The 23,530-nt window shown below is 39.0% G+C and carries 25 protein-coding genes, 2 tRNA genes and 1 pseudogene; 15 read left to right on the forward strand and 13 right to left on the reverse strand.

The genetic code is table 11. From position 1 onward, the window contains the following. Positions 1 to 42: 42 nt before the first annotated feature. From ABGT15_RS08090 to ABGT15_RS08120, 7 genes and pseudogenes are all read left to right on the forward strand, one after another. A complete protein-coding gene (locus ABGT15_RS08090) occupies positions 43 to 936 on the forward strand; it encodes an EamA family transporter (protein WP_367230922.1) in 894 nt (297 codons plus the stop codon). Positions 937 to 984: 48 nt separating this feature from the next. Then, a pseudogene (aqpZ, locus tag ABGT15_RS08095) lies at positions 985 to 1,695 on the forward strand (aquaporin Z); the annotation flags it as partial. A 64-nt stretch (positions 1,696 to 1,759) separates the two neighbouring features. After that, a complete protein-coding gene (locus tag ABGT15_RS08100; protein WP_367230923.1) occupies positions 1,760 to 2,362 on the forward strand; it encodes an alpha-ketoglutarate-dependent dioxygenase AlkB family protein in 603 nt (200 codons plus the stop codon). A 153-nt stretch (positions 2,363 to 2,515) separates the two neighbouring features. Beyond that, positions 2,516 to 2,797: a TIGR03643 family protein gene (locus ABGT15_RS08105; protein ID WP_367230924.1), complete on the forward strand. Its 282-nt coding sequence runs from the start codon at positions 2,516 to 2,518 to the stop codon at positions 2,795 to 2,797. A gap of 42 nt (positions 2,798 to 2,839) precedes the next feature. Beyond that, positions 2,840 to 3,781, forward strand: coding sequence for an alpha/beta hydrolase family protein (locus ABGT15_RS08110; RefSeq protein ID WP_367230925.1), 942 nt, complete (start codon positions 2,840 to 2,842; stop codon positions 3,779 to 3,781). A 42-nt stretch (positions 3,782 to 3,823) separates the two neighbouring features. Continuing rightward, entirely contained in the window at positions 3,824 to 5,689 is a 1,866-nt protein-coding gene (locus tag ABGT15_RS08115) for a peptidase M61 (protein ID WP_367230926.1), read from the forward strand. A gap of 102 nt (positions 5,690 to 5,791) precedes the next feature. After that, positions 5,792 to 6,514, forward strand: a complete 723-nt coding sequence (locus ABGT15_RS08120) for a DUF4369 domain-containing protein (RefSeq protein WP_367230927.1) — start codon at positions 5,792 to 5,794, stop codon at positions 6,512 to 6,514. 91 nt (positions 6,515 to 6,605) lie between these two features. Here ABGT15_RS08120 and ABGT15_RS08125 read toward each other — a convergent pair. From ABGT15_RS08125 to ABGT15_RS08160, 8 genes are all read right to left on the reverse strand, one after another. Beyond that, positions 6,606 to 6,679 (reverse strand) — tRNA-Thr (locus ABGT15_RS08125). A 54-nt stretch (positions 6,680 to 6,733) separates the two neighbouring features. Then, positions 6,734 to 6,807 (reverse strand) — tRNA-Thr (locus tag ABGT15_RS08130). Positions 6,808 to 6,932: 125 nt separating this feature from the next. After that, positions 6,933 to 7,199, reverse strand: a complete 267-nt coding sequence (locus ABGT15_RS08135; RefSeq protein ID WP_367230928.1) for a hypothetical protein — start codon at positions 7,197 to 7,199, stop codon at positions 6,933 to 6,935. Positions 7,200 to 7,255: 56 nt separating this feature from the next. Then, complete coding sequence (locus tag ABGT15_RS08140; protein WP_367230929.1) at positions 7,256 to 8,227, reverse strand: type I phosphomannose isomerase catalytic subunit; 972 nt, start codon at positions 8,225 to 8,227, stop codon at positions 7,256 to 7,258. Next, positions 8,227 to 8,685: a peroxiredoxin gene (locus ABGT15_RS08145; protein WP_367230930.1), complete on the reverse strand. Its 459-nt coding sequence runs from the start codon at positions 8,683 to 8,685 to the stop codon at positions 8,227 to 8,229. The genes ABGT15_RS08140 and ABGT15_RS08145 overlap by 1 nt, the downstream gene beginning before the upstream one ends. After that, positions 8,685 to 9,095 carry a 6-pyruvoyl trahydropterin synthase family protein gene (locus ABGT15_RS08150; RefSeq protein ID WP_367230931.1) on the reverse strand — a complete coding sequence of 137 codons (411 nt, stop codon included), beginning with the start codon at positions 9,093 to 9,095 and terminating at the stop codon, positions 8,685 to 8,687. Before ABGT15_RS08150 ends, ABGT15_RS08145 begins: the two co-directional genes overlap by 1 nt. Beyond that, positions 9,092 to 9,619, reverse strand: a complete 528-nt coding sequence (gene idi / locus ABGT15_RS08155; protein WP_367230932.1) for an isopentenyl-diphosphate Delta-isomerase — start codon at positions 9,617 to 9,619, stop codon at positions 9,092 to 9,094. Before idi ends, ABGT15_RS08150 begins: the two co-directional genes overlap by 4 nt. A 49-nt stretch (positions 9,620 to 9,668) precedes the next feature. After that, positions 9,669 to 11,228: an NAD(P)/FAD-dependent oxidoreductase gene (locus tag ABGT15_RS08160; RefSeq protein ID WP_367230933.1), complete on the reverse strand. Its 1,560-nt coding sequence runs from the start codon at positions 11,226 to 11,228 to the stop codon at positions 9,669 to 9,671. Positions 11,229 to 11,328: 100 nt separating this feature from the next. Between ABGT15_RS08160 and ABGT15_RS08165 the strand changes: the two genes are divergently transcribed. Beyond that, positions 11,329 to 11,565 carry a hypothetical protein gene (locus ABGT15_RS08165; RefSeq protein ID WP_367230934.1) on the forward strand — a complete coding sequence of 79 codons (237 nt, stop codon included), beginning with the start codon at positions 11,329 to 11,331 and terminating at the stop codon, positions 11,563 to 11,565. Between the two features lie 50 nt (positions 11,566 to 11,615). Here ABGT15_RS08165 and recQ read toward each other — a convergent pair whose 3' ends face one another. After that, positions 11,616 to 13,811 carry a DNA helicase RecQ gene (gene recQ, locus ABGT15_RS08170; protein WP_367230935.1) on the reverse strand — a complete coding sequence of 732 codons (2,196 nt, stop codon included), beginning with the start codon at positions 13,809 to 13,811 and terminating at the stop codon, positions 11,616 to 11,618. An 87-nt stretch (positions 13,812 to 13,898) separates the two neighbouring features. Here recQ and ABGT15_RS08175 point away from each other — a divergent pair, with 87 nt between their 5' ends. From ABGT15_RS08175 to ABGT15_RS08195, 5 genes are all read left to right on the forward strand, one after another. Beyond that, entirely contained in the window at positions 13,899 to 14,864 is a 966-nt protein-coding gene (locus ABGT15_RS08175; RefSeq protein WP_367230936.1) for a KpsF/GutQ family sugar-phosphate isomerase, read from the forward strand. 26 nt (positions 14,865 to 14,890) lie between these two features. Beyond that, a complete protein-coding gene (gene tatC / locus ABGT15_RS08180; RefSeq protein WP_367231108.1) occupies positions 14,891 to 15,682 on the forward strand; it encodes a twin-arginine translocase subunit TatC in 792 nt (263 codons plus the stop codon). 2 nt (positions 15,683 to 15,684) lie between these two features. Continuing rightward, entirely contained in the window at positions 15,685 to 16,032 is a 348-nt protein-coding gene (locus tag ABGT15_RS08185; protein ID WP_367230937.1) for a carboxymuconolactone decarboxylase family protein, read from the forward strand. 100 nt (positions 16,033 to 16,132) lie between these two features. Next, positions 16,133 to 16,873, forward strand: a complete 741-nt coding sequence (gene lptB / locus ABGT15_RS08190) for an LPS export ABC transporter ATP-binding protein (RefSeq protein WP_367230938.1) — start codon at positions 16,133 to 16,135, stop codon at positions 16,871 to 16,873. Between the two features lie 11 nt (positions 16,874 to 16,884). Beyond that, on the forward strand, positions 16,885 to 17,121 hold the full coding sequence (locus ABGT15_RS08195; RefSeq protein ID WP_367230939.1) for a DUF5808 domain-containing protein: 237 nt from the start codon (positions 16,885 to 16,887) through the stop codon (positions 17,119 to 17,121). Here the strand turns inward: ABGT15_RS08195 and ABGT15_RS08200 are convergent. Both ABGT15_RS08200 and ABGT15_RS08205 read right to left on the reverse strand, forming a co-directional pair. Then, positions 17,118 to 17,999, reverse strand: coding sequence for a glycoside hydrolase family 25 protein (locus ABGT15_RS08200; RefSeq protein ID WP_367230940.1), 882 nt, complete (start codon positions 17,997 to 17,999; stop codon positions 17,118 to 17,120). The two genes, ABGT15_RS08195 and ABGT15_RS08200, sit on opposite strands and share 4 nt — an antisense overlap. Before the next feature lie 3 nt (positions 18,000 to 18,002). Then, positions 18,003 to 18,746: a CDP-alcohol phosphatidyltransferase family protein gene (locus ABGT15_RS08205; RefSeq protein ID WP_367230941.1), complete on the reverse strand. Its 744-nt coding sequence runs from the start codon at positions 18,744 to 18,746 to the stop codon at positions 18,003 to 18,005. Positions 18,747 to 18,929: 183 nt separating this feature from the next. Here ABGT15_RS08205 and ABGT15_RS08210 point away from each other — a divergent pair, with 183 nt between their 5' ends. Continuing rightward, positions 18,930 to 19,916 carry a PorV/PorQ family protein gene (locus ABGT15_RS08210; RefSeq protein ID WP_367231109.1) on the forward strand — a complete coding sequence of 329 codons (987 nt, stop codon included), beginning with the start codon at positions 18,930 to 18,932 and terminating at the stop codon, positions 19,914 to 19,916. 1 nt (position 19,917) lies between these two features. After that, complete coding sequence (locus ABGT15_RS08215; protein WP_367230942.1) at positions 19,918 to 21,048, forward strand: lipoprotein N-acyltransferase Lnb domain-containing protein; 1,131 nt, start codon at positions 19,918 to 19,920, stop codon at positions 21,046 to 21,048. Positions 21,049 to 21,116: 68 nt separating this feature from the next. Here ABGT15_RS08215 and ABGT15_RS08220 read toward each other — a convergent pair whose 3' ends face one another. Beyond that, the gene (locus tag ABGT15_RS08220) at positions 21,117 to 22,499 is read right to left on the reverse strand and encodes a sugar transferase (RefSeq protein WP_367230943.1); all 1,383 of its coding nucleotides are present in this window, start codon (positions 22,497 to 22,499) and stop codon (positions 21,117 to 21,119) included. Between the two features lie 73 nt (positions 22,500 to 22,572). Then, positions 22,573 to 23,511: a glycosyltransferase family 4 protein gene (locus tag ABGT15_RS08225; RefSeq protein WP_367230944.1), complete on the reverse strand. Its 939-nt coding sequence runs from the start codon at positions 23,509 to 23,511 to the stop codon at positions 22,573 to 22,575. Positions 23,512 to 23,530: the final 19 nt, after the last annotated feature.

The following is a 23,530-nucleotide window of genomic DNA, read 5'->3' on the forward strand; positions in this document are numbered from 1 at the left end:
AACAAAAAACATATCTTTGCCGGCTTTTTAAAAATTGATAACATGTTTGGAAACAGAGTATTAAAAGGAGTTTTTTTAGTAGGACTAGGGGCAACAAGCTACGGAATGCTGGCTACCTTTGTAAAATTGGCCTACAAAGAAAATTTCACCACGGCAGAAGTAACCACATCACAGTTTGTTCTGGGTATTTTAGGTATGCTGCTTATTAATGCTTTTCAGAAATATAAAAAAGGGAATACCGTTGTAAAAGCTTCCGGAAAAAATATTTTCCACCTGATGCTTGCTGGAACTTCCTTAGGTATGACCAGTGTATTCTACTATCTGGCAGTGAAATACATTCCGGTTTCTATTGGTATAGTATTACTGATGCAAACCGTTTGGATGGGCGTTTTGTTGGAATGGATCTTAGACAAAAAAGCACCGTCTGTTCAAAAAATTATTTCAGTCCTTATTGTTCTTGCCGGTACAGCTTTAGCCACCAATCTAATCAACAATGAAGTTTCACTGGACTGGAGAGGTATCATGTGGGGTATGCTGGCCGCAGCTTCTTTTACTACGACCATGTTAACAGCTAACCGAATTGCCGTTGGTATCTCCTCTGCGCAAAGGAGTTTGTACATGCTTTTAGGTGGTGCTGTTATTGTTTTTGGTTTCTCGATTGCAACACAGGTTACCCTTTTCAATTTTGACATTTTTCTGAAATGGGGCATTATCTTAGCCGTTTTTGGAACCATCATCCCTCCTATACTGATGAATGCCGGTTTTCCACATACAGGAATAGGCTTAGGCAGTATTGTTTCTTCATTAGAATTACCAGTATCGGTTATGATGGCCTACTTCTTATTAAAGGAAACCGTAATTCTCACTCAATGGCTTGGAATTCTACTAATTATTCTGGCAATCATAATCATGAATGTGAATTTTAAAAAAAATTAACAAGTATTTTGTTTTTTTTATAAATTTGAACATAACCAAAACTCAAATTTTATGAAAAAACTATTTGCAGAATTTTTTGGAACCTTCTGGTTGGTATTCGGAGGCTGCGGAAGTGCTTTATTTGCAGCAGGCATCCCGGATTTAGGAATAGGTTTTGCTGGTGTTTCATTAGCATTCGGTTTAACCGTTTTAACCATGGCTTATGCTGTAGGCCATATTTCAGGCGGGCATTTCAATCCGGCGGTTTCTTTTGGATTATGGGCCGGCGGCAGGTTTGAATCGAAAGACCTTCTACCCTATATCATATCCCAATGTGTAGGGGCAATTTTAGCTGCAGGAACATTATACCTTATTTTGTCCGGAAAAGAAAGTTTCATAATAGACAATACCAAAGCTGGAGTTTTCGCCACTAACGGCTACGATGCTTTTTCACCAGACGGCTATTCCGTTTGTTCTGCATTTATCGCTGAATTTGTTCTTACCATGTTTTTCCTGTTGATAATTCTGGGGGCTACCGATAAATTCGCCAATGGAAAATTTGCAGGAATCGCCATCGGTTTAGCACTGACATTAATTCACTTAATCAGTATCCCAATCACAAATACTTCGGTCAACCCTGCCCGTTCAACTTCTCAGGCTTTATTTACACAAGGAGAACCTTTAACGCAGTTATGGCTGTTTTGGGTTGCCCCGATCCTGGGCGCACTGGCTGCCGGGCTTCTATATAGAATGGTGCTTCAAAACAATGAATCCGAATAATACTTTTCAATTTAAGACTACAAAGCGATGACTAAAATCATCGCTTTTTTTGTAATTTAGAGGTATGGATACGCTGTTTTCAAACGATAGAATCACTTTTAATCTCAAAGATGCCGAAATAGTTTACTATCCGGATTTCTTTACGGAGCAGGAAGCAAATGCCTTTTTCGAAAAACTGTTAACCGAAACACCCTGGCAGCAGGATCCTATAACCATTTTTGGAAAAAAACACCTTCAGCCCCGACTGACGGCTTTGTTCGGAAACAATGAGAAACCGTATTCCTATTCCGGGATTACCATGCAACCCCACCCCTACACCGAACTATTGCTGCAAATTAAATCAAAGGTAGAACACGAATTGAATTACAACTTCACTTCGGTGCTACTCAATCTCTATCGGGACGGAAAAGACAGTAACGGCTGGCATGCCGATAATGAAAAAGAATTGGGGCGAAATCCCATTATTGCATCTGTCAGTTTTGGTGCAGCACGCAATTTTCAGCTGAAACACAATACCGATAAATCACAAAAACTTAACATCCTTCTGGAAAACGGCAGCCTACTTTTGATGAAAGGAAGCACACAACACCACTGGAAACATCAAATACCCAAAACAACAAAACCCTTAAATCCGCGAATAAATCTTACATTCAGAACAATTTCATAGCACAAAATTCAAAGTCGATTTTAATTTTGGTCTGATTTTTGAAAATTCCTAAAAAATAAAACTCCTTTATTTCTAAATTCATTTTTTTAGTAATATTGAATGAGTTGTTTAAAACAAAACTAAAACCATTTATTTGAATCAATTTTTCATCTGATGAAAAAAAGTAAAATTTCAGAAATGGACAACGAGACATTAAACCGCGTTGTCACTATGGCTCAAGAGGAACGAAAACCTTTTGAAGTGTTAAAAGAAGAGTTTGGAATATCCGAAAACGATGTAACCGAACTGATGCGAAAAAGACTCTCCAAAGACAATTTTGAACTTTGGAAGAAAAAAGTTACCGCCAGCAAATCCAAACCGAAGCCTCAAAAGTTTAACGACCTTGAGGACGACGATTTAGACAGCAAATACTATTTTAAGAATAAATTCGATTAAAGAAAGAAATCTCCTAACTTTGGGAGATTTTTATTTTTACTTATGAAACTCCTTTTCAAATTTTTCGTTTTAATACTACCGTTCGTTAGCTTTTCACAAACTGACACTTTCTCCAAAGAAGAGATTGTTATTTCCGATTTGATAAAAGGGGATCTGTATACCCCAAAAGAAGAGAACAACAAAAAGGCTTTAATACTACTGCTAGCCGGTTCTGGCCCTACCAATCGAAACGGAAACCAATTAGGCGCACAAAACAACTCCTTGAAATATTTAGCCGAAGATTTAGCCAACAACGGCTACAACGTTTTCACTTATGACAAAAGAATCTTTGCGCAGCTAATTTTAGGCAATACTAATGAAACTGAAGCCCGTTTTGAAGATTTGATAACCGATGCTTCCGGTGTTGTTGACTATTTCAGAAAAAACCGAAAATATAAAAAATACATTATTGCCGGCCACAGTGAAGGAGCCCTAGTAGGAATGCTGACAGCTCAACATAAAAAAGCCGATGCCTTCATTTCGCTAGCCGGAGCAGGAAGACCAATTGACGAAATCGTTGTGGAACAAATAGAAAAAAGAAGCCCTTCTTTCAAGGAAACAGCAACAGCATACTTCAAGATACTAAAAGAAGGAAAAACATTTAAAAACGAAACACCGGCGCTGCAAAACCTTTTTAGGGAAAGTGTTCAACCTTATTTAATATCTTGGCTGAAATACAATCCGCAGGAAGAAATAAAAAAACTAAAATGTCCCACATTATTAATTAACGGAGACAAAGACCTGCAAGTCGTTCCGAAAGATGCAGAACTCCTGAAACAAGCCAAAAAAGACAGCGAGCTGGTAATCCTTAAAAACATGAATCACGTCTTCAAAACAATTTTAGGCGACGAAAAAGAAAATATGGAATCGTATTCCAATCTCAATATTCGCAACCATCCGGAGCTTTCAACAACTATAGTAAAATTCCTTAACACGAAATTGTAACAAAAACTCAAAATCAACTACATATCTTTAAAACAATAAAAAATGAAAAAAATACTTTATACCGTGGCTGTTGCAGCAACCTTATTAAGCTGTAAATCACAAAGTACGGCAGGTTCAGCCGCTGCAAAAAGCCAAGTAGATGTTTCCATCGATTTAAAAAATGTTAAAGATGATAAAGTAATGGTTACGGTTTTAGCACCGTCAATTACTACAGAAATGACTACTTTCAACATTCCGAAAACAGTTCCCGGCACCTATTCTACAGACAATTACGGTCGATTCATAGAAAACGTAAAAGCGTATGACGCAAAAGGAAACGAACTTACTGTAGCCAAAGAAGGCGAAAATACCTGGAAGATTTCCAACGCTAAATCCTTACACAAGGTAACATATTGGGTAAATGACAGTTTTGACATTGAAACTACCGGAGGAATGGGCGGCAAAGATGTGTTTTCTCCAGCAGGAACCAACATCATAGAAGGGAAAAATTTCATGATCAACACTCATGGTTTTGTAGGCTACTTCGAAGGAAAATCGGAATTACCATATAAAGTAAACATTGCTCACCCATCAACTTTATTGGGGGCAACTTCGATGATAGACACTGACAACAGTACTGAAAATGATGTTTTCCTATCTTCAAGATATGCAGAATTAGTAGACCATCCAATCATGTACTCCAAACCGGATTTTGTGACCTTTAAGGTTGATGATATGGACATCTTAATCAGCGTCTATTCTCCAAACGGAACCTACAAAGCAAGCGACTTCGGTCCGGCGATGGAAACCATGATGCGAGCGCAGAAAAAATTTTTAGGAGCGGTTAATGCTACCAAAAAATACAGCGTTTTATTGTACCTGTCAGACATGAAAACAAAAGATGCTAAAGGTTTTGGGGCTTTAGAGCATACTACTTCCACAACTGTTGTAATGCCGGAAATGATGCCAAAAGCTGCTTTATTGGAACAATTAAAAGATGTAGTATCGCATGAGTTTTTTCACATCGTAACTCCTTTGACCGTTCACTCTAAAGAAATTCACTATTTCGATTTCAACAACCCTAAGATGTCACAACATTTGTGGATGTATGAAGGCGTTACGGAATATTTTGCAAACCTTTTCCAGGTGAACCAAGGATTAATTACAGAGGAAGAATTCTATATCCGTATGGCAGATAAAATCGATCAGTCAAAAAGATTCGACGAAAAAATGCCGTTTACTAAAATGAGTAAAGACATTCTGGATGCTAAATACAAAGATTCCTATTACAACGTATATTTAAAAGGAGCCCTAATTGCTATGTGTATCGACATTCAAATGCGCGAGAGCAGTAATGGTGAAAAAGGAATTCTTGATTTAATGCAGGCTTTATCCAACGAATACGGAGTAAACAAACCGTTCAACGATGAGGAATTATTCGGCAAGATTACTTCGCTGACCTATCCTGCTGTTGGAGAGTTTTTAAATACTTATGTAGCCGGCGAAACCCCAATTCCTTATGAGAAGTATTTCGAAAAAATGGGCGTTAAAGAAACAACCATTAAAAAACCGGGCAATCCTTTCCTTAAAGATGAATCGACACCTTACATTACGGTTGATCCTTCCACTAAAGAAATCAAGGTACTGCCTGGCGTTGAACTTAATGATTTCATGAAAAATCTTGGCATGAAAAACGACGATTATATTTTAGCCGTAAACGACGTTAATTACAATCTGGATAACATTTATGACATGATCATGGCTAGCATGGACTGGAAAGAAGGCGAAACGGTTTCTGTAAAAATAAAACGCGACGGAAAAGAGCAAATCCTGAAAGGAAAAGTTATGCTACCAATGCAGGATGCTGAAGGCTTCCACGGTGTAGACACATCAAAAGCCAAAGTAAAAGAGGCTTGGTTGAAAGGATAATTCTTTTTTCAGCCTATAAAAAATCCCCAATTTACACACTGTAAGTTGGGGATTTTTATTCAGGATATTTTTCATTACTTTGCAGCTCCAAAAATTTAAGTAATGAAAAAAATAATAGGTACAGCTGCAGCGGTTTTGTTATTGGTTGCCTGTAATAAAACCGAATCAGAAAAAGGTCTTCACCTTTCCGTTAAAGTAGACGGATTAAAACAAGGAAAACTGTACATTCACAAAATAGTCGATACTACAGCCGTTGCATTAGACAGCATAATCGTTACTGGTAATTCCGAACTAAAAAGCGACTTAGCCGTTGAAGAACCTGAAATGTTGTATTTATCTTTAAACAGAGGAGTTTCCAAATCCATGGATAACATGATTCCATTCTTCGCAGAACCGGGAACCATGACCATCGAAACCACCTTAAAAGAGTTCTATGCTAAAGCTAAAATAACAGGTTCCAAGAATAACGATCTGTACAATGATTACAAAAAAATCAAAGAGCGTTACAACGATGAACAAAACAAAACCCTAGGCTTTACCTTACTGGCTAAAAAAACCAACAGCCTGCAAAAACTGGACAGCCTTAATCAACGTGCCGATAAATTAAAATTGCGCAGTTATTTAGATGCCATCAACTTTGCGGTAAACAATGGCAAACATGAAGTAGCGCCTTACATTGCTTTAACAGAGATTTACGATGCCAACATCAAATATTTGGACACCATTCATAAATCGATGTCGCCGGAAGTAGCTAAATCCAAATACGGAAAAATGCTTACGGAATACATTAGCAAACGCAAGCAGGAAGAACAACCACAACCATAAAACCAAAAAGCACCCCATAAAGGTGCTTTTTTATTATTCCGTAAAAACAAGAAAACCATCACATATGTGATGGTTTTCTTTTAATTACCAGAGCCGATGGAGGGACTCGAACCCACGACCTGCTGATTACAAATCAGCTGCTCTAGCCAGCTGAGCTACACCGGCAATTAACCTTAAAAACAATTTCATAAAAAACCACGCAAAGCGTGGAAAAAAAAGAGCCGATGGAGGGACTCGAACCCACGACCTGCTGATTACAAATCAGCTGCTCTAGCCAGCTGAGCTACACCGGCGACTCTTATAATACCCGCTAAGCCTTTATCTAAAGATGTTCACAAGTATCATTTCGGGTGCAAATATAAGCGAGTTTTTGAAACCTGCAAATACTTAAAGGCACTTTTTTATTGAAATTTCGCTGTTACAGTGCGTTAATCTTTTCAACCAACTGATTAGCAGCAGCTTCTAAATCTTTATTAATTTGTCTGAAATGTGCTTTCTTGTTTTCAACGTTTTTTTGATTCAATTTAGTGATTAAACCATCAAAAGACGTAATAGCCTCATCAATCAAAGCATCGGTTTGAGCAGTTGGTTTCCCTGTTGTAGTCATTTCATGAATGTAAACCGCTTCAATAATGTCTCCTAATACGTAGTTGATGTCTTTTTTTAAGTTTCTTACGCTTGCCATTTTATTTTTGTTTAAAAATTCGTCTGCAAAATTACAATTATTCTTTCGAATTAAGGTTAAGAAATAAATATTTCTAATAAAGTTGCCTCTCCAACCAACTCAAAATCAGTTAATATTGCCGGTACAAGAACCGTATCGCCTTGGCAAAACGAATACTCTGAACCAGACGTAGTTAGCACTTTAAATGCTCCTTCCGTACAGACAAAAACCGTAAAAGAATCTCCATTTTTACGAAACTTCATTTTACCGTCAAGCGGAATTACATTTGTGGTGAAGTACTCACAATCAACGGCAGAATTACTTTTATTAACTTCTTTTGAATAACGTTTTTTGGAATTCACCACATCATACGTTATGGCCTCCAAGGCTAAATCTATATGCAATTCGCGTGCATTACCGTTAGCATCTGTTCTGTCCCAGTCATAAATACGATACGTAATATCGGAAGTCTGCTGAATTTCGGCAATCACTATACCAGCACCAATAGCATGAATGGTACCCGTTTCGAGAAAAAACACATCGCCTTGTTTCACTGGAATTTCCTTCAAAATCTTAGGAAGGGTTTTATTTTCAAGATGGATCAGATATTCGTCGGCAGAAGAAGGCTCTTTAAATCCTACGATGATTCGGGCATCTAAATCGGCCTGCATCACATACCACATTTCCGTCTTACCGAAAGAGTTATGTCTTTTTTTCGCCAATTCATCATTCGGATGCAATTGAATAGACAAATCTTCGCGTGCGTCTAAAAACTTAAACAACAACGGAAATTCCACCCCGAATCTTTCATGAACACGTTTTCCTAAAATTGCTCCCGGATATTCAGAAACCAATTCATTAACTGACCTCCCGGCAAAATTTCCGTTAGCCACCACACTGGTATCGCCCGTAACCGTGGAAATCTCCCAGCTTTCTCCAGTAGTAACAGTTGGGACTTCTTTATTCAAAAGGGATTTTAGTTTTGTTCCTCCCCAGATACGATCTTTTAAAATTGGCTTGAAAACCAAAGGATACAATTCCGTTTCCATTACAGTAATTTCTTTACCTGTTCAATTGTTTTCGAAAAATGATTTTCGGCATTCATGCTATCGAAGACCATTCTTACTATACCTTCCTTATCAACGACGTATGTCACACGACCGGGCAGCAGTCCTAGTAAATTAGTCGACACTCCGAACAGTTTACGCAAACTCTTATCTTCATCTGCCAATAATGTAAAAGGCAATTTATACTCCTCCGCAAATTTCTTATGCGATTTCACACTGTCTCCGCTGATACCGATAACCGCAACACCCAAATCGGTAAATTCTTCATATTGATCGCGAAAAAAACAAGCTTGTTTGGTACAACCCGGAGTATCGTCTTTCGGATAAAAATAAATCACCAGGACTTTTTTACCCAAAACCGAGGCAATATAAAAATCGTTTCCATTCTGGTCTTTTGCACCAAACAAAGGCAATTTGTCGCCTACTTTGATTTCTCCCATTACACTCCTTTATAGGTTACAAAATTTCGGGGGGTTTCATACAACACCACTTCCAAATCGTTTTCGGAAGCAATTCTCTTTCGTATTTTATTCCAAATGACCACCACAATGTTTTCTGCGGTTGGGTTCAGATTTTCAAACTCCGGAACATCCAGATTTAGGTTCTTATGATCAAACTTGGTTTCAACTTCCTCATAAATAATATCCGCTAAATCTTTAATATCCATCACATAACCCGTTTCTGGATGTATTTTGCCGGTAACACTCACAATCAGTTCGTAATTGTGCCCGTGGAAATTAGGGTTGTTGCATTTACCGAAAACACGTTCGTTTTGCTCATCCGACCAGTCTTTCCGATACAAACGATGGGCAGCATTAAAATGCGCTTTTCTGGATACGGTTACTCTCATACTTTATGATCTTCTAGGTAATGGTAAAACTCGTCAAAAATAATTTTAAACCAAACCGTATAAACGTCAGGATTGCGCTCCATATCTGTTTTTACATCATCTATTGCCATCCATTTCCAGCTTTCCACTTCATCGGCATTGATTTTTGGTTCGTCGTTGTAATAGCCAATCATGACGTGATCCAGCTCGTGTTCGGTCAAACCGTTGTCAAAAGGTGCTTTATAGATGAACGAAAACAATTCTTTCAATCCGGTAGTAAACCCCATTTCTTCAAACAAACGACGCGTTCCCGCCTGAACATTGGTTTCACCTTCACGCTGATGACTGCAACAGGTATTGGTCCACAACAAAGGGGAATGGTATTTATGGTGAGCGCGCTGCTGAAGCATGATTTCGTTTTTTTCATTCAAAACAAAAACCGAGAAAGCCCTATGCAAGAGCGCTTTTTCATGAGCTTCCAACTTAGGCATTAAACCAATTGGCTCGTCATTTTCGTTGACTAATATTACGTTTTCTTCTTTCATGTTATTGTATAGCTCCGTAAAATTACGAAAAGCTATTTTAAATCTATGGCTACTTTAATGATTCTGCACATTTAATCGCACACTTCTCTCCGTCTATGGCAGCAGAAATAATTCCACCGGCATAACCGGCACCTTCCCCACACGGATACAAGCCTTTAATTTGCAAATGTTCCAAAGTTTCATTGTCTCGTGGAATACGAACCGGCGACGAGGTTCTGCTTTCTGGTGCGTGCAAAATAGCCTCGTTGGTATAATAACCCCGCATCGATTTCCCGAACTGCACAAAACCTTCACGCATAATCTGTGTTAAAAAACCGGGAAAAACCTGCCCTAATTCTACAGAAGTGGTTCCTGGAACATAAGAGGTTTTGGGTATATCGCTTGAAACTTTATTTTGTGTAAAATCCACCATACGCTGCGCCGGAACTTTTTGCGTTTCTCCGGCCAGATGCCAGGCTTTTTGTTCGATAGCTTTTTGAAATTCCATTCCTGCCAAGGCACCGAATTTGGCAAAAGGCTTGAAATCCTCCAGTTTCAATTCGACTACAATTCCGGAATTCGCAGTGGCCTGATCGCGTTTGGAAGGTGACCAACCATTCGTTACCACTTCGCCAGGACTGGTAGCACAAGGAGCGATTACCCCTCCCGGGCACATACAAAATGAGTACATGCCACGGCCGTTTACTTGCTTAACGATCGAATAAGGCGCTGGCGGAAGAAATTCCCCTCTAAAATCACACGAATATTGAATGCTGTCGATTAAACTTTGCGGATGTTCGGCACGAACTCCTAAAGCGAAAGGTTTGGCTTCGATCAGAACTTTCTTTCTGTCCAACAATTCGAAGATATCGCGGGCGGAATGACCTGTAGCCAGAATTATTTTTTTCGCTTCGATGACATCACCATTTTGGGTCACAATACCCTGAACCTCATTACTTTTTATCAGAATGTCGGAAACGCGGGTTTCAAACAACACTTTTCCGCCATACTCGATAATTTTATCACGGATATCCTGAATAATTTGCGGTAATTTATTAGTTCCGATATGCGGATGAGCATCCACTAAAATATCGGGAGTCGCTCCAAAAGCAACCAATAACTGAAGAATCCTGTCTACATCGCCACGCTTTTTGGAACGAGTATACAGTTTTCCATCTGAATAGGTTCCGGCTCCTCCTTCTCCAAAACAATAATTGGAATCTTCATTTACGATATGGTCACGGTTGATCTCTTTCAAGTCGCGACGGCGCCCTCTAACGTCTTTTCCTCTTTCAACAACAATCGGCTTAAGTCCTAATTCTACTAATTGTAAGGCCGCAAACAAACCGGCAGGCCCAGCCCCAACAACAATTACTTCAGGCGCATTGCTTACATTTTTATAATCGGGAAGTTCAATTTTGCTTTCAACAATCGGTTCATCCTGAAAAAAAACATTGACTTTCAGGTTAATTTTAATGAAACGCTGACGGGCATCTATGGAGCGTTTTAAAACCGAAAGATGCTGAATTTCGGCACTTTTAACATGTATGAGTTTTGCAATATGCTCCTTCAGCAAAGGCGTATTCGCGGCTATTTCGGGCGCAACCTGTATAAGCAATTCTTTAGGCATAAAAGATGGTAAATTTTTATTTTACAAACATTTTCAGCAGCAAAAATACAAATTCAAAAACAACCTTTCTATCTTTGCTTACAGATTATCCTCCCACATCATGCAACGACAAATCAAACTCATTTGGGATTTTAGAGGACCAGCTGCTGCCAAAACAGCTGAACATCATGAAATTCACCTGAAAGAATATATAGAAATTGAAAAACTACCGCTAAACATTACCGGTTTCGAGGTCATCAATGACATGTACGCCATTGCTTTTATGGTCGTAACGGATGAATACATGATTCAAGTGAGAGATGCTTTAAAACCGCATCGGGGAGAACTTTATCAGTAATCAACGCAGTTGTCAGACAAACTGAAAACTGCGCATGAAAACTGTAAACTTTAATTGGCTACTTCACTAATAAACTGAATACGCATCAGACGTAATTCTTCGGTATCATAATCACCGTCAAATTCATCTAAAGCATCCTGAATCTTATCAGAATGGGAATCCATGAAATAATCGTGAATTTCTTCTTGCTGATCATCATCTAAAATATCATCGATCCAGTATTTAATATTGAGTTTCGTTCCCGAATAGACAATTTGCTCCATTTCTTTAAGCAAAGCATCCATATCCAGGCCTTTGGCTTTAGCTATGTCATCCAATGGCAATTTGCGGTCAATATTCTGGATGATATACAATTTCAACGCCGAGTTGGCTCCAGTGGATTTCACCACCAAATCGTCCGGACGCATAATGTCGTTATCCTCCACGTATCGGGCGATCAACTCCACGAATTCTTTTCCGTATTTTTTGGCTTTTCCTTCACCAACGCCATGAACGTTGCTTAGCTCATCAATCGAGATTGGATACTTAAGCGCCATGTCTTCCAGAGAAGGTTCCTGAAACACTACAAATGGTGGAACCCCCAACTTTTTAGCTACTTTTTTACGCAAATCGATAAGCATGGTCATCAAGGCCTCGTCTGCAGTTCCTGAAGATTTTGCAGCTGTTACAACGGTTTCGTCGTCTGATTCACTGTACTCATGATCTTCCGACATCATAAACGAAGCCGGCTTTTTAATGTATTCTTCCCCTTTTTTGGAAAGTTTCAGCACACCATAAGTTTCAATATCTTTAGAAAGTAAACCATCTACCAAAACCTGACGAATGATTGCCATCCAATATTTCTCGTCGTGATCTTTTCCTTTTCCGAAAAACTTCTGAGTATCGGTTTTATGCGCTTTAATCACCGCATTGATTTTACCAATTAAGGTAAATACAACTTCTTTGGACTTATAAAGCTCTTTTGTATCACGAACAGTTTCCAATAACGTAACCACCTGATCCTTTGCCTCGACTTTCTTCTTCGGATTACGAACGTTATCATCCATATCAGCACCTTCCCCCGAAACATCATCAAATTCTTCACCAAAATAATGCAGCAGGAACTTACGTCTTGACATAGACGTTTCAGCGTATGCCACGACCTCCTGCAACAAGGCAAAACCAATTTCCTGCTCAGCCACCGGCTTACCGGCCATGAATTTTTCTAACTTCTCAATATCTTTATAAGAATAATAGGCTAAACAATGCCCCTCGCCTCCGTCACGGCCTGCCCTACCGGTTTCCTGATAGTAACTTTCCAGTGATTTCGGAATATCATGATGGATTACAAAACGCACATCCGGTTTATCGATTCCCATACCAAAAGCGATAGTTGCCACTACTACATCCACATCTTCCATCAGAAACATATCCTGATGTTTGGCTCGGGTTTTAGCGTCCAAACCGGCATGATACGGTACGGCACTGATTCCGTTTACCTGTAACACCTGTGCAATTTCTTCCACTTTTTTTCTTGAAAGGCAATAAATCACACCCGACTTTCCTTTATGCTGTTTGATAAAGCGAATAATATCACCTTCAATATTTTTGGTTTTTGGACGTACTTCGTAGTATAAATTAGGACGGTTGAACGACGCTTTAAATGTATTAGCATCAGTCATGTCCAGATTTTTCAAGATATCTTCCTGAACTTTTGGCGTAGCAGTTGCAGTCAATCCAATGATAGGCACATCACCCAACTGCTTAATAATATTGCGAAGGTTTCGGTATTCCGGGCGAAAATCATGCCCCCATTCTGAAATACAGTGCGCTTCATCAATAGCGACGAACGAAATCGGAACACTCTGTAAAAATTCGACATATTCTTCTTTCGTAAGCGATTCCGGAGCAACATATAATAATTTGGTTAGACCTGAAGAGATATCTTTCTTCACCTGATTCACTTCCGTTTTAGTGAGCGAAGAATTCAAAACGTGGGCAACACCTGTTTCCGAAGAAAGGCTACGTATGGCATCCACCTGATTTTTCATCAGGGCAATCAAAGGGGAAACCACAATGGCTGTTCCATCCAGAACCAAAGCCGGTAATTGGTAGCACAATGACTTCCCGCCTCCGGTAGGCATAATCACAAAAGTATTGTTACTCGTTATGATACTCTTAACAACACCTTCCTGTAAACCTTTGAATTGGTTAAAACCAAAATATTTTTTTAACTCTTTATGTAAGTCAATTTCGCTTGGTTTCATTATTTATTAATAGGTATTTTACATAAATTTGCAGAGATTAAAGATACGAATTTCTTTAACATACGCAAATTTCTAAAAACTTTAGATTTGACAACAAAAGAATCTGTTTTGGCTGCGGCCCGAAAAACCATACTTTCTGAAAGTGAGAGCATTGCAAAACTGGTTGATTTCTTAGACGACGATTTTGCAAAATCCGTAGACCTTATTTACAACTGTAAAGGCCGTTTGGTGGTTACCGGAATCGGCAAAAGTGCCATCATTGCCACTAAAATTGTCGCCACAATGAACTCTACCGGAACACCTTCTATGTTTCTTCACGCAGCAGAAGCCATTCACGGTGATTTAGGCATGGTACAACCCGGCGACGTAGTAATTTGTATTTCCAAAAGTGGCAACAGTCCTGAAATTAAAGTATTGGTTCCGTTGTTAAAACGTTTTGGAAATCCGTTAATCGGAATGACCGCCAGCAAAACCTCTTTCCTAGGCAAAGAATCTGATTATGTATTAAATGCTTATGTGGAAGAAGAAGCCTGTCCGAACAATTTAGCCCCAACCAACAGCACCACGGCACAATTGGTTTTGGGCGATGCTTTAGCCGTTTGCCTGATGGAAATGCGCAACTTTAAAAGTGAAGATTTCGCAAAATACCATCCGGGAGGTGCATTGGGTAAAAAATTATTGCTGCGCGTTGGCGATATGCTAGACCAGACACACCGTCCGCAGGTTGCTCCGGATGCCAGTATTAAAAATGTGATCGTGGAAATTTCAGCAAAACGTTTGGGTGTTACCGCCGTAGTGGAAAACAATCACGTAATCGGCATCATTACCGATGGTGATATTCGAAGAATGTTGGAAAAAAGAGACACTTTCAGCGATTTAACTGCCAAAGACATCATGACACAAAATCCGAAAATGGTCAAACTTTCCGATATGGTCGTCGATGCATTCAATACGATGGAAAACCACTCCATCACACAAATGGTTGTTGTAGATAACGGCGAATACAAAGGCGTACTGCATATTCACGATATTTTAAAAGAAGGGATTGTATAATGACGAATAAAAAGTCCGGCAAAGAAATGTCTTTTTTAGACCATCTGGAAGAGCTCCGTTGGTTGTTGGTACGCAGTTCGATTGCCATTTTATTGGGTGGCTGTGTGGCGTATTATTTCAGCGATTTTATTTTCGACACGGTAATTTTTGGTCCGAAAGACGGCAATTTCATCACCTATCGTTTTTTCTGCGATTTGGCCAACCAGTACGATTTGGATAAAAGTTTTTGCATCAAGGAATTACCTTTTGAATTACAGAACCGTACTATGGAAGGTCAGTTTTCGATGTTAATCTGGACCTCGATTACTTGTGGTTTTGTTATCGCTTTCCCTTTTATTTTATGGGAATTATGGAAATTTATAAGTCCTGCTTTATATGACAAAGAACGTAAAAATGTAAAGCTTTTTATTTTCATTGCCTCGATGCTTTTCTTCTTGGGCGTGGCTTTCGGATATTTTGTCTTAACACCATTATCCATCAACTTCTTAGCGAATTTAACCATCAGTGATCACGTGAAAAATGCTATCGATATGGATTCTTATATCGGATTGGTAAAAAGTACCTCTTTAGCAACAGGATTGGTTTTCGAATTGCCAATTGTAATCTACTTCCTGTCTAAATTAGGGATCGTAACCCCTAAATTCCTGGCCGATTACCGTAAATATTCTTATGTTATCATTCTGATTATTGCTGCCATTGTAACCCCACCGGATGTGATTAGTCAAACTATCGTAACTATTCCGTTGGTGATTTTATACGAAGTAAGTATTTTCATTTCCGGATTTGTAACCAAAAAAGAAGAACTAAAAACTGTATAATTATGTCTGATTTAGTAAAAGAATTCAACGATTACCGTTCAAAAATGAACGAAAAATTGTTGGCCGACGATAATAAAGTAATCAAACGTATTTTCAACCTGGACACCAACGCTTATATGGAAGGTGCTTTGGACGTAAAAACCAAAGAACTTTTAGGTTTGGTGGCCTCAGCCGTTTTACGTTGCGACGATTGCATTAAGTATCATTTAGAAACCGCATACAAACAGGGCATCACCAGACAAGAAATGATGGAAGCCATGAGTATTGCCACATTAGTGGGCGGAACCATCGTTATCCCTCACTTACGCCGAGCTTACGAATTTTGGGAAGCGCTGGAAAATCAGGAATAATTATTTGTTAATTTGTTGATGCAATAAGCCGTAATTCGTTTATTTGCACCCATAAAACTTAGTCACTCAGTAACCTAGTTACGTTGCAACTCAAAGAAAGATGAAGTTAAGAGCCGAAAATATAGTTAAAACCTACAAAGGAAGAAGCGTGGTAAAAGGCGTTTCCGTAGAAGTGAACCGTGGTGAAATCGTAGGGTTATTAGGCCCTAACGGTGCCGGAAAAACCACTTCATTTTACATGATTGTAGGCTTGGTAAAACCCAACGCCGGAAACATTTATCTGGACGATATGAACATTACCGATTTCCCAATGTACAAGCGTGCTCAACACGGTATTGGTTATTTGGCTCAAGAAGCATCGGTTTTTAGAAAACTGAGTATTGAGGATAATATTTTAAGTGTATTGCAGCTGACCAATCTTTCCAAAGCGGAACAGGAAGCCAAAATGGAATCGCTAATTGACGAATTCAGTTTACAGCACATTCGTACCAACCGAGGAGATTTATTATCCGGAGGAGAAAGACGTCGTACGGAAATCGCACGCTGTTTGGCAACAGACCCGAAATTCATCTTATTGGACGAACCGTTTGCAGGAGTTGACCCGGTTGCGGTAGAAGACATTCAGCGTATCGTAGCGCAATTAAAAAACAAAGACATCGGAATCCTAATCACCGACCACAACGTACAGGAAACCTTAGCGATTACCGACAAAACCTACCTGATGTTCGAAGGAGGCATCCTAAAAGCCGGAGTGCCGGAAGAATTGGTGCAGGATGAAATGGTACGTCGTGTATATTTAGGACAGAATTTCGAATTGCGCAAAAAGAAACTGGAGTTTTAATCACACTTTTCATGAGCACTTCCAATCCGGATAAAGAAACATTAGAAAAATGGCACAAAGACCCCAATAACTGGAAATGGGGTATGATTTATTACAACCCAAAAGATCCGCGCGGCATGGTACCCAAAAAAGTGGAATGGATGGGCTGGACCATTAATTTTGCCAATACCAAAGCCGTTTTAGTGTTTTTTGGAATGTTGCTTTTCTTTTTGTTTGTGGTTTCCCTGATGGCGAATCATAAAAGTTAACGCATACAGATTGCTTTCAAATCTTCCTTATTCCCATTGAAAACATTCACATCAACAAGACCCTTTATTCCATAAATCTGAGCTTTTTCGGTAAACTGCCAGATCAACCAGTCTTTCTTGATATTTTCCACAAATAAATTGTAGTTGGCAATCCAAAAAGGATATTCGCCTTTGAATTCTTCTCTCAGAAAATCAGTATAATAACTCTCTCCGGAATAAATGATTGGTTTTACTTTATAATGCTTTTCGACGCGATTTAACCAACGGCGCAAACCAACTTTCAGACTATCTATCGATTGATTTTTCGGCAGTTTTTCGATATCTAATACCGGTGGTAAATCCCCTTTTCGAAGCTTTACGGTTTTGATAAAGTTATCAGCTTGTGCGATGGAATTTTCATTCGGGCGATAATAATGGTAAGCGCCACGAATAAAATAATGTTCTTTAGCTGCTTTCCAATTTTCTTCGAAGCGCAGATCCGGACGATCATTACCTGCAGTGGCTCTTATAAAAACAAAAGCTAACGGAAAATCATCCTCAATTTTATCTATCTTTTCCCATGCAATATTTCCCTGATATTCCGACACATCAAAACCGGCCACTTTTGTATCGTGACGGCTTAGCACCTCAAAAATACGGATATCTTCAAGTTTGCGCTCTTCATCTGTTAATTCATTGGAATTAACATTAGATTTAAACCCGAAATAATACAAAACCCCGTTACGGTACTGATAAAGTACACCTATCGCAAAAGCAAGGAACAACACCATCAGCGCAAACACAGAAATCTTGCCAAAAGTACCTTTCTCAGACCTTTTGGATTTCGGCTTTACGGATTTCTTCGACTGAATTTTCTTTACCGGCGGCGTACGCTTCATCAATTACGACTGCTTATTTAAAACAGTATTGTTTACCACTGAAAGTAAAACATAGAAAAGAATAATCATCGGAATGGCCAAAAACTGAAAAAACACCAATAAAATAGCCGATACCGCCAAAAAGGACACCTGAAGTTTGTTCTTCTCCCAACTGAAATACTTTACTTTTAAAGAAAAAAGCGGGATTTCAGCATTTAAAAGATAAGCGCTCAAAAAGCTCAATCCAACCAAAAAGTAAGGATTGCTTAAGATATCGGAAAGCCATTCGAATTGATTCGCGAATAAAATCATCGGGATACTCATAATCAATAAAGCATTTGCCGGAGTTGGCAAGCCGATGAAAGATTCCGTCTGACGGTCATCGATGTTGAATTTTGCCAATCGAAAACAAGACGCAACTGTAATAATAAAACCAATATAAGGCACCGCTCCCATATAAAATGTTTCCGGTGTTAAGTTGTAAATATCCTGATTTTCCTGAATATCCGAAAGCATTTTATACATCACCACACCCGGCACTACGCCACTGGTTACCATATCCGCCAACGAATCCAACTGCACTCCTAAAGGACTCTGTGCGTTGAACATACGAGCAAAAAATCCATCCCAAAAATCAAAAAAGATACCTAAACACACCAAAGAAAAAGCTTCATTGTAGTTACCGTTAAAAGCATGAATCAAAGCTAATAATCCGCAAATAAGGTTTAAAAAAGTAATCAGATTCGGGATTTGTTTTTTAAATGACATAGATTTTGTTTTTGTGTCAGACAAAGTTATACAATAAGTTACATAAAATTGAGTTTACTATTTGAGATTTTTATATCATATTTGTAAAAATAATTGGCTTTGAAAAAAACCTACACACTTATACTGTTTTTTTTTACATTACTCACCTATAGTCAGGCGATTAGAAAATATTCCAATGAGTTCATGAACATTGGGGTTGATGCTGCCGCTTTGGGAATGGCCAATGCTGTCACTTCACATACGGCCGATGTAAATTCAGGCTATTGGAATCCGGCTGGTTTACTGAAACTGGAAGACAAGCAGATTTCATTGATGCATGCCAGTTATTTTGCCAACATTGCCCAATACGATTATGCGGGTTTTGCGATGCCGATTGACGACAGAAGTGCCGTGGGCGTTTCCCTGATACGTTTTGGAGTAGACGACATCCTGAACACCACACAATTAATTGACAGTGAAGGCAATATCGACTACAACCGCGTTAGTCTTTTCTCTACTGCGGATTATGGCTTAACCGTTTCCTATGCGCGTGCAATGCCGGTACAAGGCTTTAATTACGGTGTAAACGCTAAAATTATCCGTCGTATCATTGGAAAATTTGCCAATTCCTGGGGCTTTGGTTTGGATTTAGGAGTACAATATGAAACAAGAAACGAATGGAAGTTCGGATTAATGCTGCGGGATATCACCACAACCTATAACGTTTGGGCCATCGACGAAGACGAATACCAGAAAATCAAAGACGCTGTTCCGGGAGAAAATCAGGAACTGCCGGAAACCTCCGAAATAACCTTACCGAAGGCACAATTCGGTTTGTCTAAAAAATTCATTATTCGTTACGATTACAGTCTTTTGGCTGCTGCGAACCTAAACATGCAGTTTGCCAAAACTAACGATATTATTGCATCTGATATCGTAAGTATTGATCCAGCCATAGGTTTCGAAGCCGGTTATATCGATTTGGTTTTTCTGCGTGCCGGAGTGGGTAACTTTCAGAACATCACTGAAATAGACAACTCTAAAAGCATCAGTTTCCAACCCAATATTGGCGTAGGATTCAAATACAAAGGTATTCAGGTGGATTATGCCTTAACCGATATTGGTGACCAGAGTGCGGCTTTGTATTCCAACATTTTTTCTTTAAAACTCGATTTCAGTATCTTCCGATAATATGTCCTTTATACGATTATTCTTCTGTCTTGTTCTTTTAAACAGCTACTTCTGCACCTACGGACAGGCTCCGGAGTTATCCGACAAAGCCGAAATCAGTTTGCTTACCTGCGGAACCGGCGATCAGTTGTATTCCATATACGGCCACACCGCCTTACGCATCCAGGATTCTGAAAAAGGAATCGACATCGTTTACAATTACGGTACCTTCGATTTTACCACTCCTAATTTCTATGGAAAATTCATAAAAGGCGACTTGCAGTATTTTGTATCGACAAGTTCTTTTGATGAATTCAACTATTCCTATGTGCTTGACAACCGTGAAATTACAGAGCAGGTTTTAAATTTAAATCCGATTCAGAAACAAGAGCTTTTTAACGAATTGGGCAATGTATTGAGTTCCGAAAAACGTTTTTACACTTATAAATTTATCGATCGCAACTGCACTACCATGGTAGCCGATTTAATCAACAGTGTTTTAAAGACTAAAATCTCAACCAAAATTCCTGATACTGAGCAAACCTATCGCACAATTTTATACGGATATCTGAATAATAATTTCTATGAAAATTTAGGAATCAACCTGATGTTTGGTCTAAAAACCGACAGGCAGTCCGATAAGTTATTTCTCCCAACAGAATTACAGCAAGGGGTTTCTTTGAGCAAAAACGAAGGAAAAAATTTAGTAAAAGAAGAAAAAACCGTTTATAAAAAAGTAGAAACAGAAGAAAGTAAATCGCTTTGGAACAACTACATCACATTTATACTGTTCATGACGCTTCCGATATTCTTCTCCGGAAAAAGAAAATTTCAACTGGCTTGGCTGACTGTTAACGGGCTATTAGGCGTTTTCTTTTCCTTAGTCGGCTTGTATTCTTTACACAAAGAAGTACTATGGAATTACAATGCTTTATTAATGAATCCGGCATTTTTGCTGTTGGTTTTCTTTGTCTTGAAAAACAATACCACCTGGGTAAGAAGAACTGTTTTCTTCTGCGGTTTTTGTCTTTCAGCTTACACCATATTTATCTGTACAAAGGTGCAATTTTTTATGATGCTGCCCATAATCCTTACCAACGGAATAATAGTATGGAACATCTTTAAAAAAACAAATACAGCTTATAAAGATTAGAAATCGCAGGTTACTACTTGAATCGCACCGTGAATCAAATACTAACAAAATTACAACTGATCACTAAATCATTGCCCTCTAAAAAACAAAACCGTGCTCAAGGTCTTCAGAACAATATTTACATCCAAAAAAGGGCTACGGTGTTTAATGTAGTACAAATCATATTGCAGTTTAATTAAACTGTCTTCTATCGTTTCTCCGTAAGAATGTTTCACCTGTGCCCAGCCCGTCAAGCCTGGTTTAATCAAATGACGTGTTTGATAAAAAGGCATAATTGCCGCAATCTGTTCAACAAAAACCGGTCGTTCGGGACGCGGCCCTATAACAGCCATATCACCTTTTAGGATATTGATAAACTGAGGAAATTCATCCATTCTGGATTTACGCAAAAACTTTCCGAATGGCGTTATCCGACTGTCATTTACTGTGGCAAAAACAGCACCTGCCGATTCGGCATTTTTTACCATACTTCGAAATTTATAAATCTTAAACGGCACTCCGTTTTTACCGATTCGCTCTTGGGTATACAATAGCGGCCCACGACTGCCAATCAGATTTCCTATTAAAACCAGAGGGAGAAAAACAAGTCCTACAGCCAGTCCGATAAGTGAAACCACGATATCAAAAAACCGAATGGCCAAAATATACAATCGGTTATTATTACTTCTGCTGAAGGGGAAATACTTATAAAAATCTTTGTCTGCATATTGCACCGGAAGACGTTGCGTACTGTTCTCATAAACATCCGTATACTCCCGGATAACAATACCGGCTTCCAGCAATAACAACAATTTATCATAAACCTCAACCGGTACCTCATCGGTACTTTTTTGAGCCACGACGATTTCCGAAATGGAATGCGAATAAATAAAATTCACCAACTCGTCCAGCTCAATTTTATGGAGTTTAGTTTTCTTTTGAGCATCCCGAATACTCAGATACCCCATTACCTTATAATTTGGATCAGCCTTTTCCAGTTCCTGCGATAAAGCATCTACATTTTTAGTTTCTCCTAAAAAAAGCACTTTTTTATGAAAGCGTTGTGCCGATAAAAATCGCTGATAAAACATCCTCCACAAAAACAGTGCGCCAATAATCGCAACATAGAAAAACACAATCTGCAACCTGTTTTTAGGAAGCGTAGGCGTTAAAATTGGGGTTAAAAGATACAATACTACAGTTGCGGTAGCAGTCAGTATGATACTCTTAATGATTTGAAACTGGTTCGCCGCAACCTGAAGGTTGTACATTTCGAATACCGTTCCGAAGAAAAAAATATAAAAAGCTAAAACAAAAGTCCAGTAATAACTGTCAATGGAAATATAAAAGTAATCAAACTGAAACCCTCTCCCTACAAGATACAGGGATAAAAAAACAAAAAACAAATCGAAAAGACGCAGTAAGATCTTTCGTTCTGAAATTTCGAAATGAATTTTGTTCTTCTTAGTCATTGACCTCTGCTTTTGTGCAAAATAACAAATATTTTAAAACATCCGGCTATAGATATGTTAATAAATACCGTTATTATTCTAAGAGCTTCTTCCATTGTAACTTAACCTGACCCCAATCCCAGGATGTGGCTTTTGTTCTGGCATTCTGAGACAATTTCAAAGCCAGTTCCGGTTGTTCTAAAAGCCTTTCAATAGCCGCTACCATTGCCGTCACCTCCCCATCGGCTACCAACAAACCATCTTTCTCCTGCTCAAGAAGATACGGAATCCCTCCTACATTGGTAGTCACAACAGGCAATCCCAATGCCATCGCTTCCATCACACTCACTGGAGTGTTGTCAAAATGAGTTGTATTGATAAAAATGTCATATTCTGAGGAAAGGGCAAGCCAGTCCGGTTTCGGCAAACGCCCCGTAAAATGAACGGTTACTTCTTTTTCCTCGGCGTATTTTTTAGTTGTTGCCATACTGCCGTCCTGTTCCGGCCCTATCATACAAAGTGTGGCTCCAGGATAATGTTGCTGTAACGCATTGAGGACATCAACAGCCATCTTCGGATTGTAAATATAGGAAAAAGCTCGGACCCAAAGCAGCTTTGGTTTTATCGTTTTCCTTTCTTTAAAAGGATAATTTGCAAGTTCAATAGCATTGGGAATGTAAGTCAGATTTGTAAATCCTGCTTTAGTAAAGGCCTCCATCAAATAATGAGAAGGTGCTACGTTTTGATACGCATTGCTGAAAAGCATTTTGCAAAGTTTTGGGTTCTTTTCAAGGCGGTTAGGCAAATTCCCCCCATGCAAAATCGGAATATAGCTGAGATGCAAAAAACGGCAAAGCTGACTAACAAAAAAAGCATACCAGAAACCACTGGTACTGTAGGTATCAATCAGCACATAATCACTGTTTCGGTACCGTAAAACCGCCCACAACATGTCCAGCATCCGAACCAAAGTATTCTTATATTCGGATACGGCCACAACAGTATACCCTTCAGCAATAAACTGACGGCTCATAGTATCGATAACTGTGGTA

Origin of the sequence: Flavobacterium enshiense, assembly GCF_040750275.1 — a bacterium.
GTDB lineage: Bacteria > Bacteroidota > Bacteroidia > Flavobacteriales > Flavobacteriaceae > Flavobacterium > Flavobacterium enshiense_B.

What these genes read in the sequence shown, in the direction of transcription:
- ABGT15_RS08220 (WP_367230943.1), bottom strand. Translation starts at nt 22,499, where the DNA reads ATGACTAAGAAGAACAAAATTCATTTCGAAATTTCAGAACGAAAGATC.
- ABGT15_RS08160 (WP_367230933.1), bottom strand. Translation starts at nt 11,228, where the DNA reads ATGCCTAAAGAATTGCTTATACAGGTTGCGCCCGAAATAGCCGCGAAT.
- ABGT15_RS08110 (WP_367230925.1), top strand. Translation starts at nt 2,840, where the DNA reads ATGAAACTCCTTTTCAAATTTTTCGTTTTAATACTACCGTTCGTTAGC.
- ABGT15_RS08145 (WP_367230930.1), bottom strand. Translation starts at nt 8,685, where the DNA reads ATGGGAGAAATCAAAGTAGGCGACAAATTGCCTTTGTTTGGTGCAAAA.
- ABGT15_RS08200 (WP_367230940.1), bottom strand. Translation starts at nt 17,999, where the DNA reads ATGAAGCGTACGCCGCCGGTAAAGAAAATTCAGTCGAAGAAATCCGTA.
- ABGT15_RS08090 (WP_367230922.1), top strand. Translation starts at nt 43, where the DNA reads ATGTTTGGAAACAGAGTATTAAAAGGAGTTTTTTTAGTAGGACTAGGG.
- ABGT15_RS08195 (WP_367230939.1), top strand. Translation starts at nt 16,885, where the DNA reads ATGAGCACTTCCAATCCGGATAAAGAAACATTAGAAAAATGGCACAAA.
- ABGT15_RS08150 (WP_367230931.1), bottom strand. Translation starts at nt 9,095, where the DNA reads ATGAGAGTAACCGTATCCAGAAAAGCGCATTTTAATGCTGCCCATCGT.
- ABGT15_RS08140 (WP_367230929.1), bottom strand. Translation starts at nt 8,227, where the DNA reads ATGGAAACGGAATTGTATCCTTTGGTTTTCAAGCCAATTTTAAAAGAT.
- ABGT15_RS08225 (WP_367230944.1), bottom strand. Translation starts at nt 23,511, where the DNA reads ATGAGCCGTCAGTTTATTGCTGAAGGGTATACTGTTGTGGCCGTATCC.
- tatC (WP_367231108.1), top strand. Translation starts at nt 14,891, where the DNA reads ATGTCTTTTTTAGACCATCTGGAAGAGCTCCGTTGGTTGTTGGTACGC.
- ABGT15_RS08120 (WP_367230927.1), top strand. Translation starts at nt 5,792, where the DNA reads ATGAAAAAAATAATAGGTACAGCTGCAGCGGTTTTGTTATTGGTTGCC.
- ABGT15_RS08165 (WP_367230934.1), top strand. Translation starts at nt 11,329, where the DNA reads ATGCAACGACAAATCAAACTCATTTGGGATTTTAGAGGACCAGCTGCT.
- ABGT15_RS08100 (WP_367230923.1), top strand. Translation starts at nt 1,760, where the DNA reads ATGGATACGCTGTTTTCAAACGATAGAATCACTTTTAATCTCAAAGAT.
- idi (WP_367230932.1), bottom strand. Translation starts at nt 9,619, where the DNA reads ATGAAAGAAGAAAACGTAATATTAGTCAACGAAAATGACGAGCCAATT.
- ABGT15_RS08105 (WP_367230924.1), top strand. Translation starts at nt 2,516, where the DNA reads ATGAAAAAAAGTAAAATTTCAGAAATGGACAACGAGACATTAAACCGC.
- ABGT15_RS08210 (WP_367231109.1), top strand. Translation starts at nt 18,930, where the DNA reads ATGAACATTGGGGTTGATGCTGCCGCTTTGGGAATGGCCAATGCTGTC.
- ABGT15_RS08185 (WP_367230937.1), top strand. Translation starts at nt 15,685, where the DNA reads ATGTCTGATTTAGTAAAAGAATTCAACGATTACCGTTCAAAAATGAAC.
- ABGT15_RS08205 (WP_367230941.1), bottom strand. Translation starts at nt 18,746, where the DNA reads ATGTCATTTAAAAAACAAATCCCGAATCTGATTACTTTTTTAAACCTT.
- recQ (WP_367230935.1), bottom strand. Translation starts at nt 13,811, where the DNA reads ATGAAACCAAGCGAAATTGACTTACATAAAGAGTTAAAAAAATATTTT.
- ABGT15_RS08135 (WP_367230928.1), bottom strand. Translation starts at nt 7,199, where the DNA reads ATGGCAAGCGTAAGAAACTTAAAAAAAGACATCAACTACGTATTAGGA.
- lptB (WP_367230938.1), top strand. Translation starts at nt 16,133, where the DNA reads ATGAAGTTAAGAGCCGAAAATATAGTTAAAACCTACAAAGGAAGAAGC.
- ABGT15_RS08215 (WP_367230942.1), top strand. Translation starts at nt 19,918, where the DNA reads ATGTCCTTTATACGATTATTCTTCTGTCTTGTTCTTTTAAACAGCTAC.
- ABGT15_RS08115 (WP_367230926.1), top strand. Translation starts at nt 3,824, where the DNA reads ATGAAAAAAATACTTTATACCGTGGCTGTTGCAGCAACCTTATTAAGC.